Genomic DNA, 19237 nt, shown 5'->3' on the forward strand with positions numbered 1-19237 from the left:
GGCCTGTTTTTATTAAATTAGGCCGAAAACAGGGGTATAGAATTTTCAACAAAGTTCATTCCCCTCGCATGAAGGCTTCAGCACGGTTTTTGTTCTTGAAGGGCAGAAGCTTACTTTTGGTATCATCTCTATTCTCTGTTCCATGCCCCTTAGTATCACCTTTATCATCATTGCCATTACGGTAGTTGCCTCGCTGTATGCCTGGAGGAACCAGAACCTGATGGAAAACTGGGTGCACCACCCGCAGAGTGTGGCGCAGCAGAACGAGTGGTGGCGGTTGTTGACCTCTGGGTTCCTGCACGCAGATTTCATGCACCTGTTCTTCAACATGTTCTCCCTGTACATCTTTGGCAACGTGGTAGAGCAGCAGTTTATGGGCATTTTTGGGGTGACCACAGGGGCCATCATCTATGTGGGGCTGTACCTGGTGGCTATTATTGTGTCAGATTTGCCTTCCTACTTCAAGCATAAGAATGACAGCCGGTACTATTCATTGGGTGCCTCAGGTGGGGTGGCGGCCATTATCTTTGCCAGCATCTATTTTAACCCCCTCACAGAGCTGATTATTTTCCCTATCCCGTTGCCCATCAAGGGCTACATCTTTGGGGCGCTGTACCTGTTTTACTCCTACTACCTTAGCAAGAAAGGCAATGACGGCATTAACCACAGCGCTCACTTTTACGGGGCCGCCTTCGGGTTTATCCTGAGCCTGATCCTGGTGCCTGGCCACCTTTCTGCCTTCCTGGGTATGATTAGGAGTTCAATTGGACTTTTCTAAAAATAGCGTTTTCCATCTTTTTTTTCTGAATGGCCGTATAATCAAGTAGAAACGGCTAAAGGAGAGGAGGAACAGATGGAGCGGAAATTACATTCTATAAAGATATTGTTATTGCTATTCTTATGGGTAGCCATTCAGACCAGCGGCCAGGCGCAGGCGTTTCTGGCCACGGGAACCTCAGCGTCTGCTAAAACAGCCCGCATGAGCGTGGGCGAGGGGCTGGCAGCGAACAACCAACAGGAGTTACTGGAACTGGTGACCAAAGCCGGGCTCATGCCCTTGCTTTCTAACGGGGAGGCGTATACGTTTTTTGCCCCTTCGCCGCAGGCACTGGCCAAATATCAGAGCGAAGCACCAGAAACGTTGAGATCATTTCTGTCTAAGCACATTGTCAAAGGGGCTTATACGGCCGCAGACCTGAGAGACGGGGCTGATGTGCAAACCATTAACGGCGGCAAACTGCGCATCTGCAAAAAGAAAGGAGCTGTCATTGTAGACGGGGTTAGGCTGCAGGCCACTGACCAGGTATTTGCCAACGGGGTGATGCACCAGTTGAAAGGAGCTTTTCAGCCTGCCGCCACGGCTTCAAATTTCTAGAAGACTATTGTATAGTGAATGTTAAAAGGCTGCCCCAGTTGGGCAGCCTTTTTTATGTCTTCTGTTTTAGGGCCATTTTCAGAAAAACAGGCTAAAAACAGAACCGCAGAAATTTTCTTAGAAATTTTTGCCTGCAGAAGCAACCCTCAGGCCTTCTCTTTCATCTTTAGCATGTAACAAAACCCAAATCTGTCATGAAAAAGCTGAACCTTCTCCCGTTGCTTGCCTTTGTAGCCTTGGTGGTTACCCTGTCTTCTTTCACCTTTGCCCGTCTGGTGGAGGAGCAGAGCCGGAACGTGGGCGCTTTCACCAAAATAGGGTTGAGTTATCCGGCCAACGTTGTTCTGCGCCAGGGCAATACCCACAGCGTGAAGGTAGAAGGCGACGCTGACCAGTTAAAAGATCTGGTAACCGAGGTAAAAGACGGGAAGCTGAACATCAGAACCAAAGAACGCCACTGGAACATGAGCTGGAACAACAAGGAGCGCGTGAACATCTACATCACTATGCCCCGGGTAGAAGCCATTGCAGTGGCCGGTTCCGGTAAAATCACCAGCGAAGATACGTTCAAGGCAGATAATCTGGACCTGGCCGTGAGTGGTTCTGGTAGCATTAAGCTGTCTGCCAGGGTAAACGAAGTTTCCAGTCGCATTGCAGGCTCCGGTAGTATTGTGCTGAAAGGCGAAGGCAAAGAGAGCAAAGTGTCTATCAGCGGGTCTGGTGCGTTGCGTGGGTATGCCTTTGAGACTGACCAGGCCCAGGTGAGCATCAGCGGCTCTGGCAAGTGCGAAATAAATGCCAAGTCTACCCTTAAATCCAGCATTAGCGGGAGCGGCAACGTGTACTATGACGGTTCCCCCAGTGTAGACAGCCGGGTGAGCGGTAGCGGTTCTGTAAAGCGCCGGAGCTAACTTCTTACCTGGTTTCAGGTTATTTCCTGTACTTTTGCAAAAAAGTACATTTCCCCCTTTTGAGCTTTCTTCCTTTGGTTTTATTCCCTAAGCCAAAGATATAGCCGGACAGCAGGCAGCCCCACTCTGCGGTTTACCGCAGATGCCTGCTGTTCTTTTTTTTCTTTCGGCGCTTCTTTTAAGTAGCCACCACCATCTCTAGTACCGTTTCTCGCCCAAGTGCCTTCCCTAAGCTAACTCTCTGCCCGGTATGGTGCAACCCTAGCCGAACAGGGACCTTCTGTTTCTGGCCTGTTTTCAGAAAAACAAGCTGAAAACGCTACTGTCCTCTTGCCCGTGCATTTCAGGAAAAAAGAAAAACAGCAGATGCAATAGTGTGGATAACCTGCAATTAATGCTTTCCGCTGCGTCTGTTTATAAAACGTAAATACTGGAATTCTGAGCCGCTAAAGACGTTTTTGGCCTGTTTTCAGAAAAACAGGCCAAAAACACGGGAGCATTTATCCACAGGGGCTATTTCTATTGCAGCGTACGGCCTCTGAACAGCAGAAAGCCTACGTGGCCAAAGACAGACCAGCGGTGTACTCTGTTGTCATAATGAATGACATGAAGGGCGGCGGGGCCAATGGGGAGCTGCATGATGATGCCAGAGCTGGCAGTGAGGTAGGGCCGGCTGAACGTAGAACTTCTAACCGCTTGCTGCAGCTCGCCTTCTTTCCAGGGCTGGTGCAGAACGTGGGTGAACACCTCAGTGCGCCATTCAAACCTTGTCCAGAAGGTGTTAGAGTACCGCAGACCGGCGGCGGCGTAACGGGGGGCGCGGTAATTGTCTAAGAAAAGCGTTCTGGAGTCTGGCAGCGGCAGAAAAGTGGGGGCCGTGGTGAGGGAAGACCTATAATTGGAAAACTTGCCCTGGGTGCTGACCATTCCTTCAAAGAAGTAGCCCCAGCTTCTCTTGTCATTCCCAGACGGGAAATAGCCTTCATACGTGGCCGAAAACTGGAGCCACTGGTGGTCTGCCTCTCTGGTGTCTGTGGCGAGGGCGGTAGAGCCGGGGCGGTACAGTTCAGACCCCTTTACCCCTCTAAGGCCCAGCACGGCCCGGTGCCCCTTGGTGGAATACATCTTCCGGTTGAGGGAGTTGCGCTCAAACCGGACGGCTGCTGTGAGGCCACTTAAATCTGTCTCATCCAGCCGGTCAGCTGATGAAACATTCTCCATGTTGGCATACTGGTCTTCATTGGAGAACCACGCCCCATCCAGCACAAACCGGCTCCTGAAGTTATGGCTAATGCCCGCTTGCAAGCCCACCTTGAAGTCCCTGAGGCGCACCTGCGTGCTGGCGGCCACCCCGCGGTCTAGAAAATCATTGGTGTCCTGGTAGTTCAGGCTCTGGTACATCACAGAAGGCTCCACATAGAAAGGCAGCCGTGCCGGCACGTTTACCCGCAGGCCAAACTGGCCTGCAGAATAAAACCGGCCTATGTTGGCATTGGCACCCACGGTGTACAGAAGCCGGTTGAGGTAACGGTACTCCAGCCCCAGGTAGAGGTTGTCTACCGGGCGGGTGCTGAACACGGCACCCACCTCTGCGGTGGCATTGTTGCTTTGGCGGGCATCAACGCTCAACACGTAGCCCCCGGCAGCACTGTCATAGTTGATGCGCGGGTAAATACTCCTGAAAAAGTCATTGGCGGCCAGCCGGTAGTAGCCCTCTTCAATCTCATCAATGGTGTAGTTTTTCCCCTGCTTGAGAAAAAATTTGCTTACATAGTCATTCTGACTTTCTTTGAGCCCCTGCACCTGCACGCGTACAAATTTGGGGGTAGGGGCCTTCTCCCTAAAATTATGCCGCCGTTTCTCCAGCTGCACTGAGTCTGCTTTTCTGGCGATGCGCTGTTGCAGCTGGGGGAGTTTTTCTTCTGTGGTCTTCACGCCAATGTCTATCAGCTCTTTTACCCGGGCAAAGTCAGTGGTGGCATAGCCTTCCAGGTCAGGTTGGATCAAAACGCCGCCAGGGCCAACGGCGGTGGTGTCTGCCACGTCAAAACTCAGGAATATGAGCGAGGAGCCCAGAATCTCATCATCTTTCTCATGCGGGTATTTCTTAAAAGAGACATCGCCCACGTTCACGCCAATGATCACATCTGGTTTGAACTCCTTCCGCATCACGTCTGTGGGGAAGTTGTTGAAAAGGCCGCCGTCAAAAAGGTAACGCCCGTCTGCCTGCCTGATGGGCCGGAACGCCAGCGGAACCGCCATGGAGTTTCTGACGGCGTCTGCCAGGGAGCCGCTGCGCTGCACAATCTGCTGGCGGGTAAAGATTTCGGCGGTAAGCGCTCTGAACGGCACAAACAGGTTGTCAAAATTATATCGGGCAATGGCACTGCCGGCAGACAGGGTAGAGGCCAGGGCATAGTTCAGGTTCACGTCATTGATCAGGCCCCGGCTGGTCTGCACCTTAACTTTTGACTTAAGCACAAGCGGTAACCTCAGGGCTGCCGGGGAGGGGTCCAGGCTGAAGTAGTTGAACGCATGGTCTTCCAGCTGCCGGCCAGACACCCAGTACTGGAACCTGGGCGACAGCACCAGTTCTTCAATGTCTTCTGGGGAGTAGCCCGCTGAGTACAGAGCTCCCACCACGGCCCCCATACTGGTCCCCACAATGTAATCAATGGGAATCTGGTTTTTCTCCAGCACCTTGAGCACCCCCACGTGAGCCAGCCCTTTGGCGCCCCCTCCGCTTAAGACCAGGCCTACTTTTTGGGCAGGGGCCATGCCGGTACACAGGAGCACCAGGGCCAGAGGGAACCAGAAGAAAGAACGGTTGAGACGCATATAGGTAGCAATTTGAACTTCAGGTAAGAAAAGCAGTGCGCCGCTTCACCCCATGACGCCTTCCCAAGGAAGGTGTACGTGCGGCCGAATATAGAAGATTGAACATACTTTACCTGCATTACCCATCTGCTCCAGAAAAGTTTTGCTTTTCAGGGTCTTCTGGGGGAAAGAAGGAAGAATATTCTGCTGAGCAGGATAGCGGCCAATAAAAGGGAACGTTTTAGGGCTGTTTTCCAAAAAACAGCTCTAAAACAGAACGTTGGCGTTGCGGCTATTTTCCCTGGAGCGGTACAATCCAGGAAGCAGGGGTGAAGGGCCGCCACGGCACGGCCGCCAGGTTTACGGTAGAGTCTACCAAAGGCTGGGAGGGTCTTAGGTTCAGGCTGGCCTGCGCATGCACGTATACCTCTACCTGTTGATATCCTCTGGCTTTGAAGTCACGGGCCAGGTACTGGCTGAACTGCCAGAGCAGGTCTGGGTAGGCGGCAAGTTTACGGGCCTGCTTGGGGGTTAGGTGTGCAGCGGGTTCTACCCAAAACGTGTGGCCGTCTGCCACCACCTTGAAGTTGGCCTCACCAGATTTGCTCCGGAGCATCATGTGCCAGGCCATGCGGTGCCCTTCTTCGGTCCAGTTAGGGTTGCCCGGAAACCAGAAATGGCGCAGCGGGAGCAGAACCTGGAAAACGAAGTAGACCCCCAAGAGCACCAGCAGCGCCTTTTCCCGCCAAGAGACAGGTAGCCGAGGGGTAAACTCTTCAGGCGTAACGGCCGGTTTCCTCCGGAGGAACATGCGCCGAACGCTTTCCGGCTCAAAGAAGAAAAGGCAAAGGGCCAGCGCCAGAAACGGGAAAATGCCAATGTGGAAAACCGCCTCGTTAAACCCATGAAAGAAGACGGCCACCGCAAAGGCAAACACACGGGTGCGGCGCCAGAGCAGGAGCGGCGTGATCAACAGGTCAAACGCCAGGCCACCATACACCACCAGTTGTTGAAACCATGGCTCCTGCAAGAGCGGGCCAATCAGCCAGAAATGGGCTTTGCCCGAAAACCAGATCTTGATGGGAATGCCCGCCAGCCAGTCGGCATCTAACTTGGCCACCCCCGCATAGGTGTACACCATGCCCATCTGCGCCACAAAAATAAGCAGGCACCAGCGGGGGCAGGTGTACGCTTTTAAAACGGGTTTCCGTCTGGCGTCTAAAGAGGCGTAGGCATGGGCGGGCACCAGCAGCATCAGAAAGCACAGCAGCAACAGCAGGTAGTAGTGGTTGTTGTAGCTGATTTTCTGCATGAGGTAGCTGGCCCACCACATCAGGGTGAAAAGCGTCAGGCTGGCGCGGTAGTAAAAGCCCACCATCACCAGCAGCCCCAGCGCCGCCATCACCGCATAATAGTAGTACATGCCACTGCCCGGCAGCGGCGTGAGCCACTCAAAACCAATGAACGGAAAATGCCACTTAGGCTCCACCAGGTTCTGGCGCACCCAGCCCGTGGCAATGGCCCCTGCCGTCTCCAGAAACAGCAACAGCCCGAAGCACCACCTGAACACCACCAGCGGCGCATTTTCTACCGGCTGCCAGAGCCAGTTCAGGAAAGATGCTTTAGGTAGGGCAGTAGCGGCCAAAGGAATTAAATGCTAGAATACTATGAAATCTGAACAGCACTTTTACGTAGAGATGGGAAGTTAATCACCTTCAACCAGCTTTATTTCTTCTGGTGTTAGCCCATACAATTGGTAAACCAGCAGGTCTATCTCTTTATCTGTTGTACGAAGTTGGTCAACTAACTGATTTGCCGCCTGGTGCTGCTGGGTAAAAAAAGACAGCCACTCGGACTTTTGTGCCAGCGTGAGCTTTATCTTGGCTTTTACCAGTTCTTTGGCGAAGTCATCCCAAGTGAGGGTGTACCATTTCTCCAGCTTCTGGCTCAGTTTGCCCACGCCCAACTCAGACTGCAGCAGCGTCAAGAACTTCTGGCTGAGCGCCTGCAACTCCTGATTCTTTTGTAGCATGCGGTCTGCGCGGTCAATAAAAGGCTGCTGTGCTTCTGGAGAGATTAATTTAATGGGAAACCGTTTACAATTAGCAATTAAGATTTTTTGAAATAAGTCTTTATGAATATCTAGAAATCTATATTTGTGATAGTAAGTGATTAAGCTTGAGTTTAGAAGTGATAAAAGATACTTTGGTAAAACGTCATTTCTGTTTGGAATGATGGCAAAACCAATTTGCGTGAAATATAAAGGTTCTTCAGTATAACCAGCATAAATTCTTGGTGGATTTCCAGATACAATCTGTCTAATGATGATTCTAGGTGATGTAAAGAATTTCTCTTCCCGTGGTGCGCCGAGCCAAGAACCATATTTAATGTATTCCTTAATCGTAGACTGAATATAAAATCTAGTTATGTTTTCGCCTCCAATCAAAGGCTTATATGAATCATCCAGCTTTTGTTCTGAATGAAACGTTCTGCTTTTGATGAGTTCTTCTGAATGTCCTTTGTATTTGTCATAAGGAGTAATTCCTAATGCAAATTCAGCTATATCTTCTAAGAGAACAGAACCTAATTCGCATTTACTTAAAACTTGCTGTTCATTGGTTGATGAATAGATACTGAAATTTTTGTCTGCGTCTTTAATCCAAGCTTCTTTTGATTCATCTCTTTCTAAAGTATTGTCAATGTTGAGAATATTCTCTTTGCTTAAATAAGAGATAATCTTCACACTTTTAATTTTACGCTCTTTGGCAGCTTGGAATATAATTGTTTCAACCTGCGCTTCTTCAAATACTCCATCGGGAAGCTTAACTATTCTTGCAAGACCATCAACTAAAAGATTTCTGATTTTCTTATAAGATGAATTTATGAGTAAGGAATTAGGAATGACAAACGATATATGGCCATTTTTTCCTAATACTTTCAGGCCTTGCTCTATAAAAATGGAGTAGAGATTGATTCTGTTTTCTGCTGTTTCGAAAGCTTTGAAGAGGTAATTAACAATATCCTTAGACAAAGCTTTTATATCAACATACGGCGGGTTGCCCACCACCACATCAAACCCACCGCTGGCAAAAACTTCCGGAAACTCCGTAGGCCAGTCAAAGGCTTTGTCACCGGCTACGGCGGGGTCTGCAATCAGAGAGTTTCCGCATTTAATGTTGGCATCTAGCGTGGTGAGTTCCTTGCTTTTGTTGGCGGTCTTGAGCCAGAGGCTGAGCTTGGTAATCTCCACGCTCTCCTCGTTCAGGTCTACGCCAAAAATGTTGTTGGTGAGAATGTGCCGGTCCAGGTCAAAGGCTTCAAACTGGCCGCCCCGCAATCGGGCCACTTCTTTGTTCACCCGCTGTCCCTCCTGGAAAAGAAAATCGAAGACCTGGTTCAGAAATGCGCCAGAGCCGCAGGCCGGGTCCAGCACCTTTACGCCTTGCAGCACGTCCCGGTAGGCCGTCCAGGCGGTTAAATGCTTTTCTACGGCCTTGTTGGTCACCAGCTTTTTCCTGGCGTCAAAGCGTATGCTGGCGTAATCTGCCTCCGTAAGCTCTGGCAGTTGCGCAAAGCCCAGTTCCTGCTGCCGGTCTTGCAGCCAGCCGCCCACGGCCTCTTTCACTATGTAGCGGGTAATGTATTCAGGGGTGTAGAAAACGCCGTCTTTCTTGCGCTTGCCCTTTTTCACGTCAAAAGCTTCGCCGGCAATTTCGGCTTTTATCTCTTCAATGTCTGAGATGCTCTGCTCAAAGATGTGCCCCAGAATGTTCACGTTCAAATCACTGGCAAAATCATATTTCTCCAGCGCAATGATGTGTTCCAGCGTGCTGTCTTTGATCTGGAGGTTGTCCAGCACCGTGTCTGGCGCAAACAACCCCCCGTTGAACTTGTTGATGCCCGCGTCTGGGTAACCCTCGTCAATGGCCATGAACAAGCCCTTCACCCGTTCATAGATTTTGGTGTCTTGCCGGTTAAAGCGGTCTTCTTTCACGGTCTTGAGCAAACCCCTGAACGTGTACGGCGGAATAATGGTCAAATCCTCGCAGAAGCACACAAACACCACGCGGTCCAGCAGTTTCTGCGTTTTCTGGAAGATGACCAGCTCCGGCACGTCTGGGTTTTGGCTGCGTAAATGCTGGAACAGGTCTAGCCTGGAAGTCTTGTAGTCTTTGTAAAAGTGCTTGGTGATGTTCTGCTCCTCGGCCTGCCGCTCTCTGAAAAGCTGTTCTGTGGCGGCCTCGCCGTGCTCCAGCAGCAGGCGGTCCTTGTGCAGCAGAAACAGAAAGCGCAGCAGTTCTTTCTCTTCGTGCAGGCGCAGCACGTCAAAGCGCTCATAGCGGCTCTGGTCAGCGTGGTGGTACAGTCTAATCTCCAGAAAATTACTTACCAGCACCCATTTGCAGTTGCCCCCGGCTTTGGGCACGTAACTAAACGCCTGCTCTATGGGGCTGCGCTTGTCATTTAAGCGGTTCTGTGGTTTGTCCAGGTCTGCCCTTGCGTCTTTGAGTTCTATGACCGCCCGTACGTCTGCCTTGCGCTCTTTGCCAAACAGCCAGAAATAACCTAGCGCGCCATCTGCCTTGGTGCTGTCTGTGCCAGATTTATGCTCTTTACTTAGGTTCCACTTGGGCGCTTCAGGGCTGTACACATACTCCAGCACCTCGCCAAAGAAGGTGTTCAGAAACTCGCTCTGCAGTTCTTCTTCTTTCTGCTTTACAATCTTGCCGCTCTTTATGCCTGCCTGCCATTTAAGAATAAGGTCTAGTTTGTGCGTCAGGTCTGGGTATTGGCTCAGCTGAAAATGGCGGGTTTTGGTTTCTAAGTATTTTTTAGAGAAGATAGGGGTGTAGAGTTCAGCCATGTGAGGTAATTAGCAGAAGCAGCGGTTAAAGGTAGAAGTGTTTACAAGTTTAAAGGTATAGACTTCAGACCAGAATAAACATGCTATAACATAAGGCAGCCCAATAGATGCAACTACTGGTCTGTTTTAGGCTTATTTTTCCAAAACTGTCCTAAAACGCAAGAGAAAAAGCCCCTCTTAGTGGGAGAGGGGTTGGGGTGAGGTTTTATCTACCTGATGGGCTTTGGCATAACAGGAAGGCTCTCGTGGCCTTCTGCGTCAACGGCCTGCACGGCAAAGAAGTAGTTGTCTTTGGAGTAGGGCAGGGTAGTGGTGGTGCCTTCCACGTAGATTTTCTTTTCCCACATGGGTGAAGCCGTTTCCCGCATCAGGATGTAGTAACCCGCAGGTTTTTCGCCTTTGGTGGGGGCTTTCCAGCGCAGTTCGGTCTGGTTGGTGAGGTTGCTGGTGACAACGCCTACTTCCTCTGGCGAGGCTGGGGCCAGGGCCAGGTTGGCCAAGGTGGCCAGGTTCAGGGTGGTGTTCTTGCGCAGGTACTCAAAATCTACGTGCTCGGGGAAATCGCCGTAGGCGATGCCGTTCTCAGTGCGTACGTTCTGGTGCTGGTACTGGTAATTTTCATTCATCTCGCAGACGCGCACGGCAGTAAAACCGGCCTGGCTGAACGGGGTATGGTCGCCGCCGCGCAGGAAACGGTCTGTGCGGTAGTTCAGCACCACGTCTAGCTGCGGCACGTACCGGGTGCCCATTTCTTTCATGTAGCGGGCCAGTTGGCGGCTGCGGCTGTCGTTTTCGCCGCCGGTGCTTTTGCGCCATGCCGCCATTTCTGGGGTTTCCAGGGCGGGTACGCCTTCAGAGAAGATGCGCACACGGGTGTTGTCATGGAGCCTGGTCTCATCTGAGTACGAATTGCCAATCATGTCATTGTTGAGCATGGCCACCAGGTTCCAGTTCTCTTTCCTGGCGCGTTCGGCCAAATGCTTGGCCCCGTAAAGCCCCTGTTCCTCGCCCTGCACGCAGACAAAGATGATGGTGGCGGGAAATGGCTGTCTGGCCATAACGCGCGCCAGCTCAATCACGGCGGCGGTGCCAGAGCCGTCATCATTGGCGCCGGGGGCTTTGCCGGTGGCATCCATCACGTCTGTGTTGCGGCTGTCTATGTGGCCGCTCACTATAAACACGCGGTCATCATTGGGGTCAGTGCCTTTGAGGGTGGCCATCACGTTGGCCATCTCCACGTCCTGCGGAATGCGGCGGCCATCTGCTTTCACGGTATACCTGTCCTGGGTCACGGTCATGCGGCCGTTAGCGGTGGCGGCGGCTTTCTCCAGCTCTGCCTGCGCCCAGTTGCGGGCGGCCCCAATGCCTTTCTTTTTGTCTTTGGTGCTGCTGAGCGAGTGGCGGGTCTCAAAGCTGACCAGGCCGCGCACCAGCCGCTCCAGTTCCTGCGCGCTCACCTGCCGGGTAAGGTTCTGGATGGTGGGGTCAGCCTTTACAAGTACCTGGGCGTGCAAGGAGGGCGTAAAGAAGAAAATGCCCAAAGCGGCCACGCCGGCCCGGGCGAAAGAGGAGATACTGGTCATGTCTGGGTTGTGTGGTAAGGGTGGTCTTCTATTCGGTAATTTCCGTATTATTCCGCAGAAATCCATACTACCTTTGCCGCAACTTGGGCAGCGGGCCGTTTTGGGGCTGTTTTTCTGAAAACAGGCCAAAAACGGGAAAATGTTCTCCGTGGAACAATTTCAGCAGAAGCAACGCGCTCAGGGGTTAGTACGTTTTACACAAACCACCAACCGCAGAAACTATGAGTCAACCAATCTCAGGGGGCCGGGAGTTCTTAGATAGTGTGCACTACTACTATGACCAGGCTGCCCAACATTCTCAGCTCCACCCGGGCATTCTGGCGCAGATCAAGATTTGCAACAGCGTGTACAAAGTGAATTTCCCGGTGGAAGTGGACGGCCAGATCCATGTGTTTGAAGGGATCAGGGCGCAGCACAGCCACCACAAGCTGCCCACCAAGGGCGGTATACGCTACAGTATGCACGTAGACGAAGACGAGGTAGTGGCCCTGGCTACGCTCATGACCTTTAAATGCGCCGTGGTAGATGTGCCCTTCGGCGGTGCCAAAGGCGGGGTGAAGATCAACCCCCGCACCTCTTCAGACGAGATGCTGGAGAAAGTGACCCGCCGCTTCGCAAGTGAGCTGATCAAGAAGAACCTGATTGGCCCCGCCATGGACGTGCCCGCGCCCGACTACGGAACCGGCTCCCGTGAAATGGCCTGGATTGCAGATACCTACCATACTTTTAAATATGGCGAAACCAACGCGCTGGGCTGCGTAACCGGTAAACCGGTGGGCCAAGGCGGGATCAGAGGCCGGACCGAGGCTACCGGTCTGGGGGTGTTCTACGGCATCAGGGAGACCTTGGAAGATACAGAGTTGATCAAGCCGCTGGGCCTTTCCTCTGGTATTGAAGGCAAACGCTTCATTGTGCAGGGGCTGGGTAACGTGGGCTACCACGCCGCCCACTACTGCCAGGCCGCCGGGGCCATCATTACCGGTATTGCCGAGCGCGAAGGCGGTCTTTTCAACCCAGACGGTATGGATGTGGAGGCGGTGTTCAAGTTCCGGCAGCAGAACGGCACCCTGAAAGGCTATGAAGGCTGCGTGTTCCTGGAAAGCTCTGCTGAACTGCTGGAGCATGAGTGTGATGTACTGCTGCCCGCCGCCCTGGAGAACCAGATTCACGGCGAAAATGCCGCCCGCATCAAAGCCAAGATCATTGCCGAAGGGGCCAACGGACCTGTGACGCAGGAGGCGGAGCGTATTCTGCTGGAGCGCGGCATTATCATTATCCCAGACTTGTACCTGAACGCAGGCGGGGTGACCGTTTCATATTTTGAGTGGCTGAAGAACCTGTCTAACGTCCGTTTTGGGCGTATGGGCAAACGTGCCGAAGAGGCCAGCCTGAAGCGGTTGGTGAACACTATTGAGAAAACCACTGGCAAAACCCTCTCTGCTGAGGAGAAACTGCTGATCATTCACGGCGCTGATGAGCGCGACCTGGTGTACTCCGGCCTGGAAGACACCATGATCACCGCCTATCACCAGATACGCGAGGTGATGAAGCAAGTCCCTAACATCAAGGACCTGCGTACCGCCGGTTTCTACAGTGCCATTGAGAAGATTGGCGTGAGTTACCAGTCGTTGGGTATTTTTCCGTGATCTGGTCACTTTGTTCAGCATTTGCTTAGAACCCGTTTTTGCCTGTTTTTCAGAAAACAGGCCCAAAACGGGTATTCTTTTTTGAGGTCACAGCACCTACTCAGGCTGTCCTGGGGGTAGGAGGGGAACTAGCGGCTTTCTCCTGCATTAAAGGCTAGAAAGATCTGTTCTGTTTTTGCGCTTTCTTCGAAGACAGGCCAAAAACAGAGGGAACGCCTTTTCGCGCAGAATGCTAAGTTTGAATAGGGCAGGTTAGAGATAGCCACTAGTCACAGAATTTACTTTGGCAGCTGCGGTGGGAATGTGTGGTCAGGGGTTGCCTTGGCTGCCGCTGCAGTGGTAGTGCGTAATCTGCTGTTCTTCTGGCTGGACGGCTGAATGCAGTGCCTCACTGATTGAAGCTTCTCTTTGCTGCTGTTGGCATACGTGGTCTTGGTTTCCCCTTGAGGCTGGGTTGGCTGAGGCTGCCTTTGCTGGTGGAATGCGTAGTTTCCTGGTCAGTGCTGTTGGATGCAGGGCCTCACTGGGGCGAATGTTTCATTTTTGCCGCTGCAGCCTGTAGCAATGCGTAATCTGCTGTTCCCTTGGCTGGGCTGCTGTGCGGTAGTCTGTTGTTCCCCTTGGCGGTGGCACTTGCTGCTGCAGAAAGGTGTAGTCTGCTGTTCCCTTGGCTGGTCTGCTGTTGACAGTGCCTCACGAGCTGTATTGTTTCATCTTTCCCGGTAAGCGCTCACGGCCGCGGGGCCCCGTCCTGTCGGTTCGCACTGCTGTTAAAACTAGGCCCTCCGGCCTTGCCGCTGGTGCGGCACCGTAGTAACAGAGGCGCTCACCCCCAGGACTGGTTTGGGTTCCTCTCCTGCTACTTTCTTACTTGCTCTGTCTGTTTCAGTAGGTAACTACTGCTGTTCCGCTAGCCTGAGTCGAGCCCGTGCTACGCACATCAGCCAGGGCAGGTGCACCTTCAGTTAGAGGAGTGGCGTTTTCAGGCTTGATTCGAAACAGGCCAGAAACGCAAAGGCGGTTTTCTTACACCTCCGTTCCCCTAATCCAATCTTAGGAACCTGTATCTGCCATGGCGGCAGTCTGCAGCGGCCAGGAGGCTGCCGCCTCACATTACCTCTGCCTCTATAGCTTCTCTATGGCCCTATATGGCGCGGAAGTTACTTCCGTGCCTTCTAACTCCAGCTGATACTCCCGCGCTGGCGCGAGTCCCCAGAATCGTGCCTACTGATGACGGCCGGTCTCTGGCTGCCCTCGCGGCGCGGCTGCGAGACCAGGCATTGCGGCTTCATTCCGGCTGAATTCCCTAAGATGAAAAGAAAGGACTCAGGACTCAAGACTCAGGACTCAGGACTCAGAACTCACCTCGATACTCCCCCTTTGAAGGGGGCGAAGGGGGATGTTTACACAGGAAGACACGCATTCCTGATCAATTCCCTTGTTACCACATATAGTTGACTCCTGCCCAGTATCACGCTCTTCCGGATTTGCAATCCGGAAGCTGGTACACGGGGATTTGCAATCCCCGCGGCGGCACGTTTGATCTGCAGGGGCCGCGGATTGCAAATTCGCAAGTAAATAGGCCCGGGATGGCAAATCCCGGACAGCCGAGATTTCAGAGGCAGGGCCTATCGCATATGCCCTCACGCATACCAGATCATTCCCCTCCCGGGAGGGGTGGGGTGGGTTCCAGGGCGGTCTGCCCCCACAGTGCCACCTGCTCCAAAGACCTGATAATGCGCGCAGCTCCTGCGGGCGTCTGCGCCAACTTCTGTTTTGGGCTACTTTTCCCAAAACAGCCCGAAAACAGAAAGGAGAGGTGAGATTTCATTGGGAGAAAGTGTAATTTACCGGAGGCGGTGGCTACTAATACTGAAACCTTTACCCAATACGGTGGAAAATCCGGCCTTACGTGCAGAATTTGTCAAGCTCATTGCCCAGGACCAGGCGCTGATCCATAAGGTGTGCAGCATGTACTGCCGGGACCCGGAGGAGCGGAAGGACCTGTTTCAGGAGATTGTACTGCAACTCTGGCGGTCCTATCCTACGTTTAAGCACGAGTCTAAGGTGAGCACCTGGATGTACCGGGTGGCCCTGAATACCGCCGTATCTAGTTTTAGAAAGGAAAGCCGCCGTCCGCATTACGGTTCCCTCTCAGATACAGACCTGCAGATTCCGGCTGCACCAGACACCTCTGCCGAATACGAGTTGAAAATCAAGTACCTCTACGCTGCCATTGACCAGCTGAGCCAGGTGGAGAAGGCTATTGTAATGCTGTACTTGGAGGACAAATCATATGATGAGATGGCCGAGATCATTGGTATTACCAAATCAAACGTAGGCGTGAAGTTGAACCGCATCAAAGCGAAGCTAGAGAAAATCCTAACCCCGGTGTATGATGAAATTAGATAACCTCAAAGACGCATGGAAGCAGTACGCCGCCCAAGCCGCCGCCGTACACCAGGTTACTGAGGATCAGATCTCAGGCTTGATGAAAGCCCGTACAGAAAATGCGGTGACCAAACTCAAGAAGAACATTTATTTTGAACTGGGCGTGCAACTGCTCACGGTTGTGCTCTTTGGCATTGGGGCGGTGGTGGTGCAGGGAGATGAGGTGATGAAAGCCCTGTGCGTGATGATCATGGTGATCTGTCTGCCGTTTTTAGGGTATTTCTGGGCGCGCCTGCAGCATCTTCGGCAGTTGAACGTGACCACTGCCAACCTGCGCGCCACCCTGCGCAACTTGACAGAGATGCTCACCGGGCTCATCAAACTGTATTTCTGGACCAACATGCTCTTAGCGCCCCTGGGGCTGGTGGCAGGGCAGTTGGTGATTCTGAAGCTCGCCTACGGCATCAATATTTCCCATCTGCCGTGGGAGCAGATGTACCTTCGCCTGATGGTGGGCTTTGTGATTGGGGCCGTGGTAGGGTATCTGTTCCTGAAGTGGTACATCCGGAAGATGTTTGGGAACCACCTGAAAACCTTGAAGGGGGCCTACTGTGAATTGGAGAGTTTGGAGATAGCAGCGTAACCAGAGGAATTCTTCTGCGCTTTTAGAACCTGTTTTGGGGCTGTTTTCTGGAAAACACCAAAACAGGTTTTTCTTTTTCAGTAACAGACCCTTAGGTAGTTCCTGTTGCTGCGGCTGTAGGCAGTAGTATGGAATTCAGGAAAGTACGGCATTGTCTTCATCTTACTGCTGCAACGGCAGTGCCGCACGTGCTGGCTTTTCAGTTGCTGCGGCTGCTTCTAGCTGGAATACGGGGTGGTGGTTCCCTTGACGGGGCCAATTGAGGCCGCCTTTGTTGTTGGGGAGCATGGTGTGCTGTTGCATAGGCTGAGTTTTTTGATGCTGAGTTTGGTGACTGCCAGTTGCCACTGCCACGGCAATGCCTAGTTTGCTGCTCCCTTGGCTGGGCTGTTTGCTGCAGTGCTTACTGGCGGTATTGTTTCATCTTTACCGGTAAGCGCTCACGGCCGCGGGGCCCCGTCCTGGGGGTGAGCACTGCTGTTAAAACTAGGCCCTCCGGCCTTGCCTTCGGCACCGTATTAACAGAGGCGCTCACCCCTAGGACTGGTTTAGGTTCCTCTCCTGATCAGCCTCACTGATTATATCTGTTCCAGTAGGTAATCACAGCTGTTCCGCTAGCCTGAGGCGATCCCGTGCTGCGCACATCAGTCAGAGCAGAAGTGCTAAAAAGGAGTACCACTAGCAGAAGTGTTGATTGTTGTTTGTTTGCTTACTTATTGCTGCTTTTTTGCCGCTTTCTCTGGTTCAAGTTTCCAACTTGGACCTATGGTGGCGGCAGTCTGCAGCGGCCAGGAGGCAAAGCCTCACATTACCTCTGCCCTCTATAGCTCCTCTATGGCGCGGAAGTTACTTCCGTGCCTTCTAACGCCACCAGATACTCCCGCGCTGGCACGGGTCCCCAGACTCGTGCCTACAGATGACGGGCGGTCTCTGGCTGCCCCCGCGGCACGGTAGCGAAACCAGGCATTGCTGCTTCATCCATGCTGAATTCCCTAAGATGAAAAGAAAGGACTTAGAACTCAAGTCTCAGAACTCACTCCGATACTCCCCCTTTGAAGGGGGCGAAGGGGGATGTTGACACCTGCCGGTCCACACATGCCAGACGTACGGCCACCCATCACTTGCACCAGGCATTTCTGATACTCCCCTCCCGGGAGGGGCAGAGGTGGGTTCCATACGCCTGCCCCCGCTGTACCGCCTGCTCAAAAGACCTCGTAGCGTCCGGAGGACCTGCGAGCGTCTGTGGCAGAGAACTCTGCACTGCCAACAGAACAGCCCTTGCTCAGCTTCACCTTCTCCATGAACCTAGAAGAATCTGCTTTTTGTGTTTCTGACCTGTTTTTCTGAAAACAGGCCAGAAACGCACACTTCTGAGAGGCACCGCATCACCTCACGCTCCCACAACCAGATGGTATGCGCAGTTACTGCGAGCGTCTGGACCAGCCGGATAGTCGGCATTTCCCTACTGGTCTGATTCCTAGAAAATTGCCTGAAAGCGGGCTTCCGTTTCATCAGCAAAAAAAACCGCCTCATCTACAGATTGTTCGGCTTCATCTAGAAATACGGGCCTTTAACAAATCATTAACACCTTGATAAGCAACGTTTTTCTCAAATTTGCATCTATAAAATCAAAAGGGGCACCACCAAAGTTGGCCCCCTCCAAAAATAAGATAACTGTAACCTCACCTTAAAAATTATGAAAACACGTTTCACCTCCGCCCTCCTTACCGTTTGTTTCGCCCTTGGCCTGGCCCCAGCGTTTGCGGGTGGCAACAGCAACGGCCCTGCGTCCCGCACCACCAAAGTCTTCCAGCAGGTGCTGAAGACAGACAACCTGCGTATTCTTTCTTTAGAGCTGGCCCCCGGTGAATTCTTAGATTACCACGCCACGCCAGACCAGGCCGCCTATGCCGCCTCAGAAGGCACCCTGCGCATGATGACCCCAGATGGCACCGAAAAAGAAATCCAGGTAAAAGCCGGTGACCGTCTGTTCCTGGACCTGACCCGGTTTCACAATTGGAACACCGGCTCCCAAACCTTAAAAATTGTGCTTCTGGAGCAGTCTGAGAAGAATGAGAAGATTTTTTTAAACAATTTTTTCTATACTCTTAAACCTTAAGTGTTTAGTGGCGTAAAAGCTATTACATTCACACTCTATTTCAGCTTAAAAGTAGTCTCAACTATCCGCTTGCGCTCTGGGGATTGACTGCTTTTAAGCTTTTTTTATGCCCTTCCCTTTTTTACGGGAGCGCCTATTCCTGTCACCAGTCTGGTTGGTTTCATCTCCCCCCAGGCCACTTCACTCCGTGAAAGTCGCACTTCAGTCACAAAAAGACCTGCTTCCTCCCTTTTAGATTGGTAGCGCCTGCAAAACACTGCATCTTTGTATCACAATAAAGGACAACGGCACCTGGAGACCTCCAGAGCAGCTGTTTCACTAAGAGAATCTCCTGACCGCGTTCAGGTTCCTATAGATTTAGAAGTTTAAAAGTTTTGTTTGTTAGTTTGGTGTAAGGGGCCCGGAAGATTCTGGGCTTTTTCATTTCCAGGGGGCAAGGAAAACTGGTATTGATTACCGTTCAGACTTCTGCCTCCCCAATATAAGCCCCCCATGACAACCAGCGGGCGCGCCAGAAGCGCCTTTGCCTTCAAAGGAAGAAAGATTCCTCGTTTGCTTCTGCTTGGGCAGCCTGCTTACCCGTTTCACCTAACGGTTGTCCGTTTCGCTCCGGGTTTTTCTGGTTTCAGACAGGAAAAGGGCCGCTTCTTCTTAATTGCGTTGCCGCGCGGGCAGGAACCCTGCATCTTTGTATCACCAAGCAAGGCAAAAGCCCCTGGGTCTTTCTCAGCTGGCTTCTTCCCCACCGCTTTGCCTGGTCTTCATTATTTAGGTTTAGTTTAAAGTTTTGTTTGTTAGTTTGGTGTAAGGGGCCCGGATCAATCCGGGCTTTTTCATTTTCAGGCGGGTAGGCTGCCCCGAACCTGTTTTGGGGCTGTTTTTCAAAAA

At 52.3% G+C, this 19237-nt stretch carries 12 protein-coding genes; 8 read left to right on the top strand and 4 right to left on the bottom strand.

Annotation, left to right across the window (positions count from 1 at the left end; genetic code table 11):
- Window positions 1–142 precede the first annotated feature (142 nt).
- The 3 genes from A8O25_RS10435 to A8O25_RS10445 all read left to right on the top strand — a co-directional run bounded on the left by A8O25_RS10435 (window position 143) and on the right by A8O25_RS10445 (window position 2286).
- A complete protein-coding gene (locus A8O25_RS10435) occupies window positions 143–778 on the top strand; it encodes a rhomboid family intramembrane serine protease (protein WP_066834485.1) in 636 nt (211 codons plus the stop codon).
- A gap of 111 nt (window positions 779–889) precedes the next feature.
- Window positions 890–1375 carry a fasciclin domain-containing protein gene (locus tag A8O25_RS10440; RefSeq protein ID WP_066834487.1) on the top strand — a complete coding sequence of 162 codons (486 nt, stop codon included), beginning with the start codon at window positions 890–892 and terminating at the stop codon, window positions 1373–1375.
- 194 nt (window positions 1376–1569) lie between these two features.
- A complete protein-coding gene (locus A8O25_RS10445) occupies window positions 1570–2286 on the top strand; it encodes a head GIN domain-containing protein (RefSeq protein ID WP_066834489.1) in 717 nt (238 codons plus the stop codon).
- Between the two features lie 519 nt (window positions 2287–2805).
- On the opposite strand, the gene A8O25_RS10450 is transcribed toward A8O25_RS10445, so the two are convergent.
- The 4 genes from A8O25_RS10450 to A8O25_RS10470 form a co-directional block, all read right to left on the bottom strand.
- Window positions 2806–5124, bottom strand: coding sequence for a patatin-like phospholipase family protein (locus A8O25_RS10450; protein ID WP_066834491.1), 2319 nt, complete (start codon window positions 5122–5124; stop codon window positions 2806–2808).
- 271 nt (window positions 5125–5395) lie between these two features.
- Window positions 5396–6748 (bottom strand): HTTM domain-containing protein, encoded by a 1353-nt coding sequence (locus A8O25_RS10460; protein WP_241498992.1) that lies wholly within the window; start codon window positions 6746–6748, stop codon window positions 5396–5398.
- 60 nt (window positions 6749–6808) lie between these two features.
- Window positions 6809–9967: an Eco57I restriction-modification methylase domain-containing protein gene (locus A8O25_RS10465; protein ID WP_066834496.1), complete on the bottom strand. Its 3159-nt coding sequence runs from the start codon at window positions 9965–9967 to the stop codon at window positions 6809–6811.
- Window positions 9968–10176: 209 nt separating this feature from the next.
- A complete protein-coding gene (locus A8O25_RS10470) occupies window positions 10177–11550 on the bottom strand; it encodes a M20/M25/M40 family metallo-hydrolase (RefSeq protein WP_082893571.1) in 1374 nt (457 codons plus the stop codon).
- Window positions 11551–11771: 221 nt separating this feature from the next.
- Here A8O25_RS10470 and A8O25_RS10475 point away from each other — a divergent pair, with 221 nt between their 5' ends.
- The 5 genes from A8O25_RS10475 to A8O25_RS10495 all read left to right on the top strand — a co-directional run bounded on the left by A8O25_RS10475 (window position 11772) and on the right by A8O25_RS10495 (window position 19132).
- Entirely contained in the window at window positions 11772–13196 is a 1425-nt protein-coding gene (locus tag A8O25_RS10475) for a Glu/Leu/Phe/Val family dehydrogenase (RefSeq protein ID WP_066834498.1), read from the top strand.
- Between the two features lie 1893 nt (window positions 13197–15089).
- Complete coding sequence (locus A8O25_RS10480) at window positions 15090–15608, top strand: RNA polymerase sigma factor (RefSeq protein ID WP_066834499.1); 519 nt, start codon at window positions 15090–15092, stop codon at window positions 15606–15608.
- The gene (locus tag A8O25_RS10485; RefSeq protein ID WP_153042698.1) at window positions 15592–16230 is read left to right on the top strand and encodes a magnesium transporter CorA family protein; all 639 of its coding nucleotides are present in this window, start codon (window positions 15592–15594) and stop codon (window positions 16228–16230) included. The genes A8O25_RS10480 and A8O25_RS10485 overlap by 17 nt, the downstream gene beginning before the upstream one ends.
- 1696 nt (window positions 16231–17926) lie before the next feature.
- Window positions 17927–18349 (top strand): hypothetical protein, encoded by a 423-nt coding sequence (locus tag A8O25_RS10490; RefSeq protein ID WP_066834503.1) that lies wholly within the window; start codon window positions 17927–17929, stop codon window positions 18347–18349.
- Between the two features lie 492 nt (window positions 18350–18841).
- Window positions 18842–19132: a hypothetical protein gene (locus A8O25_RS10495; protein ID WP_066834505.1), complete on the top strand. Its 291-nt coding sequence runs from the start codon at window positions 18842–18844 to the stop codon at window positions 19130–19132.
- Window positions 19133–19237 lie beyond the last annotated feature (105 nt).

The sequence above is a fragment of the Rufibacter ruber genome (genome assembly GCF_001647275.1).
Classification (GTDB): Bacteria; Bacteroidota; Bacteroidia; order Cytophagales; family Hymenobacteraceae; genus Nibribacter; species Nibribacter ruber_C.

Coding starts and splice junctions, on each gene's coding strand:
- A8O25_RS10450 (WP_066834491.1), bottom strand. CDS start 5,124: ATGCGTCTCAACCGTTCTTTCTTCTGGTTCCCTCTGGCCCTGGTGCTC.
- A8O25_RS10465 (WP_066834496.1), bottom strand. CDS start 9,967: ATGGCTGAACTCTACACCCCTATCTTCTCTAAAAAATACTTAGAAACC.
- A8O25_RS10495 (WP_066834505.1), top strand. CDS start 18,842: ATGACAACCAGCGGGCGCGCCAGAAGCGCCTTTGCCTTCAAAGGAAGA.
- A8O25_RS10435 (WP_066834485.1), top strand. CDS start 143: ATGCCCCTTAGTATCACCTTTATCATCATTGCCATTACGGTAGTTGCC.
- A8O25_RS10475 (WP_066834498.1), top strand. CDS start 11,772: ATGAGTCAACCAATCTCAGGGGGCCGGGAGTTCTTAGATAGTGTGCAC.
- A8O25_RS10490 (WP_066834503.1), top strand. CDS start 17,927: ATGAAAACACGTTTCACCTCCGCCCTCCTTACCGTTTGTTTCGCCCTT.
- A8O25_RS10470 (WP_082893571.1), bottom strand. CDS start 11,550: ATGACCAGTATCTCCTCTTTCGCCCGGGCCGGCGTGGCCGCTTTGGGC.
- A8O25_RS10445 (WP_066834489.1), top strand. CDS start 1,570: ATGAAAAAGCTGAACCTTCTCCCGTTGCTTGCCTTTGTAGCCTTGGTG.
- A8O25_RS10485 (WP_153042698.1), top strand. CDS start 15,592: ATGATGAAATTAGATAACCTCAAAGACGCATGGAAGCAGTACGCCGCC.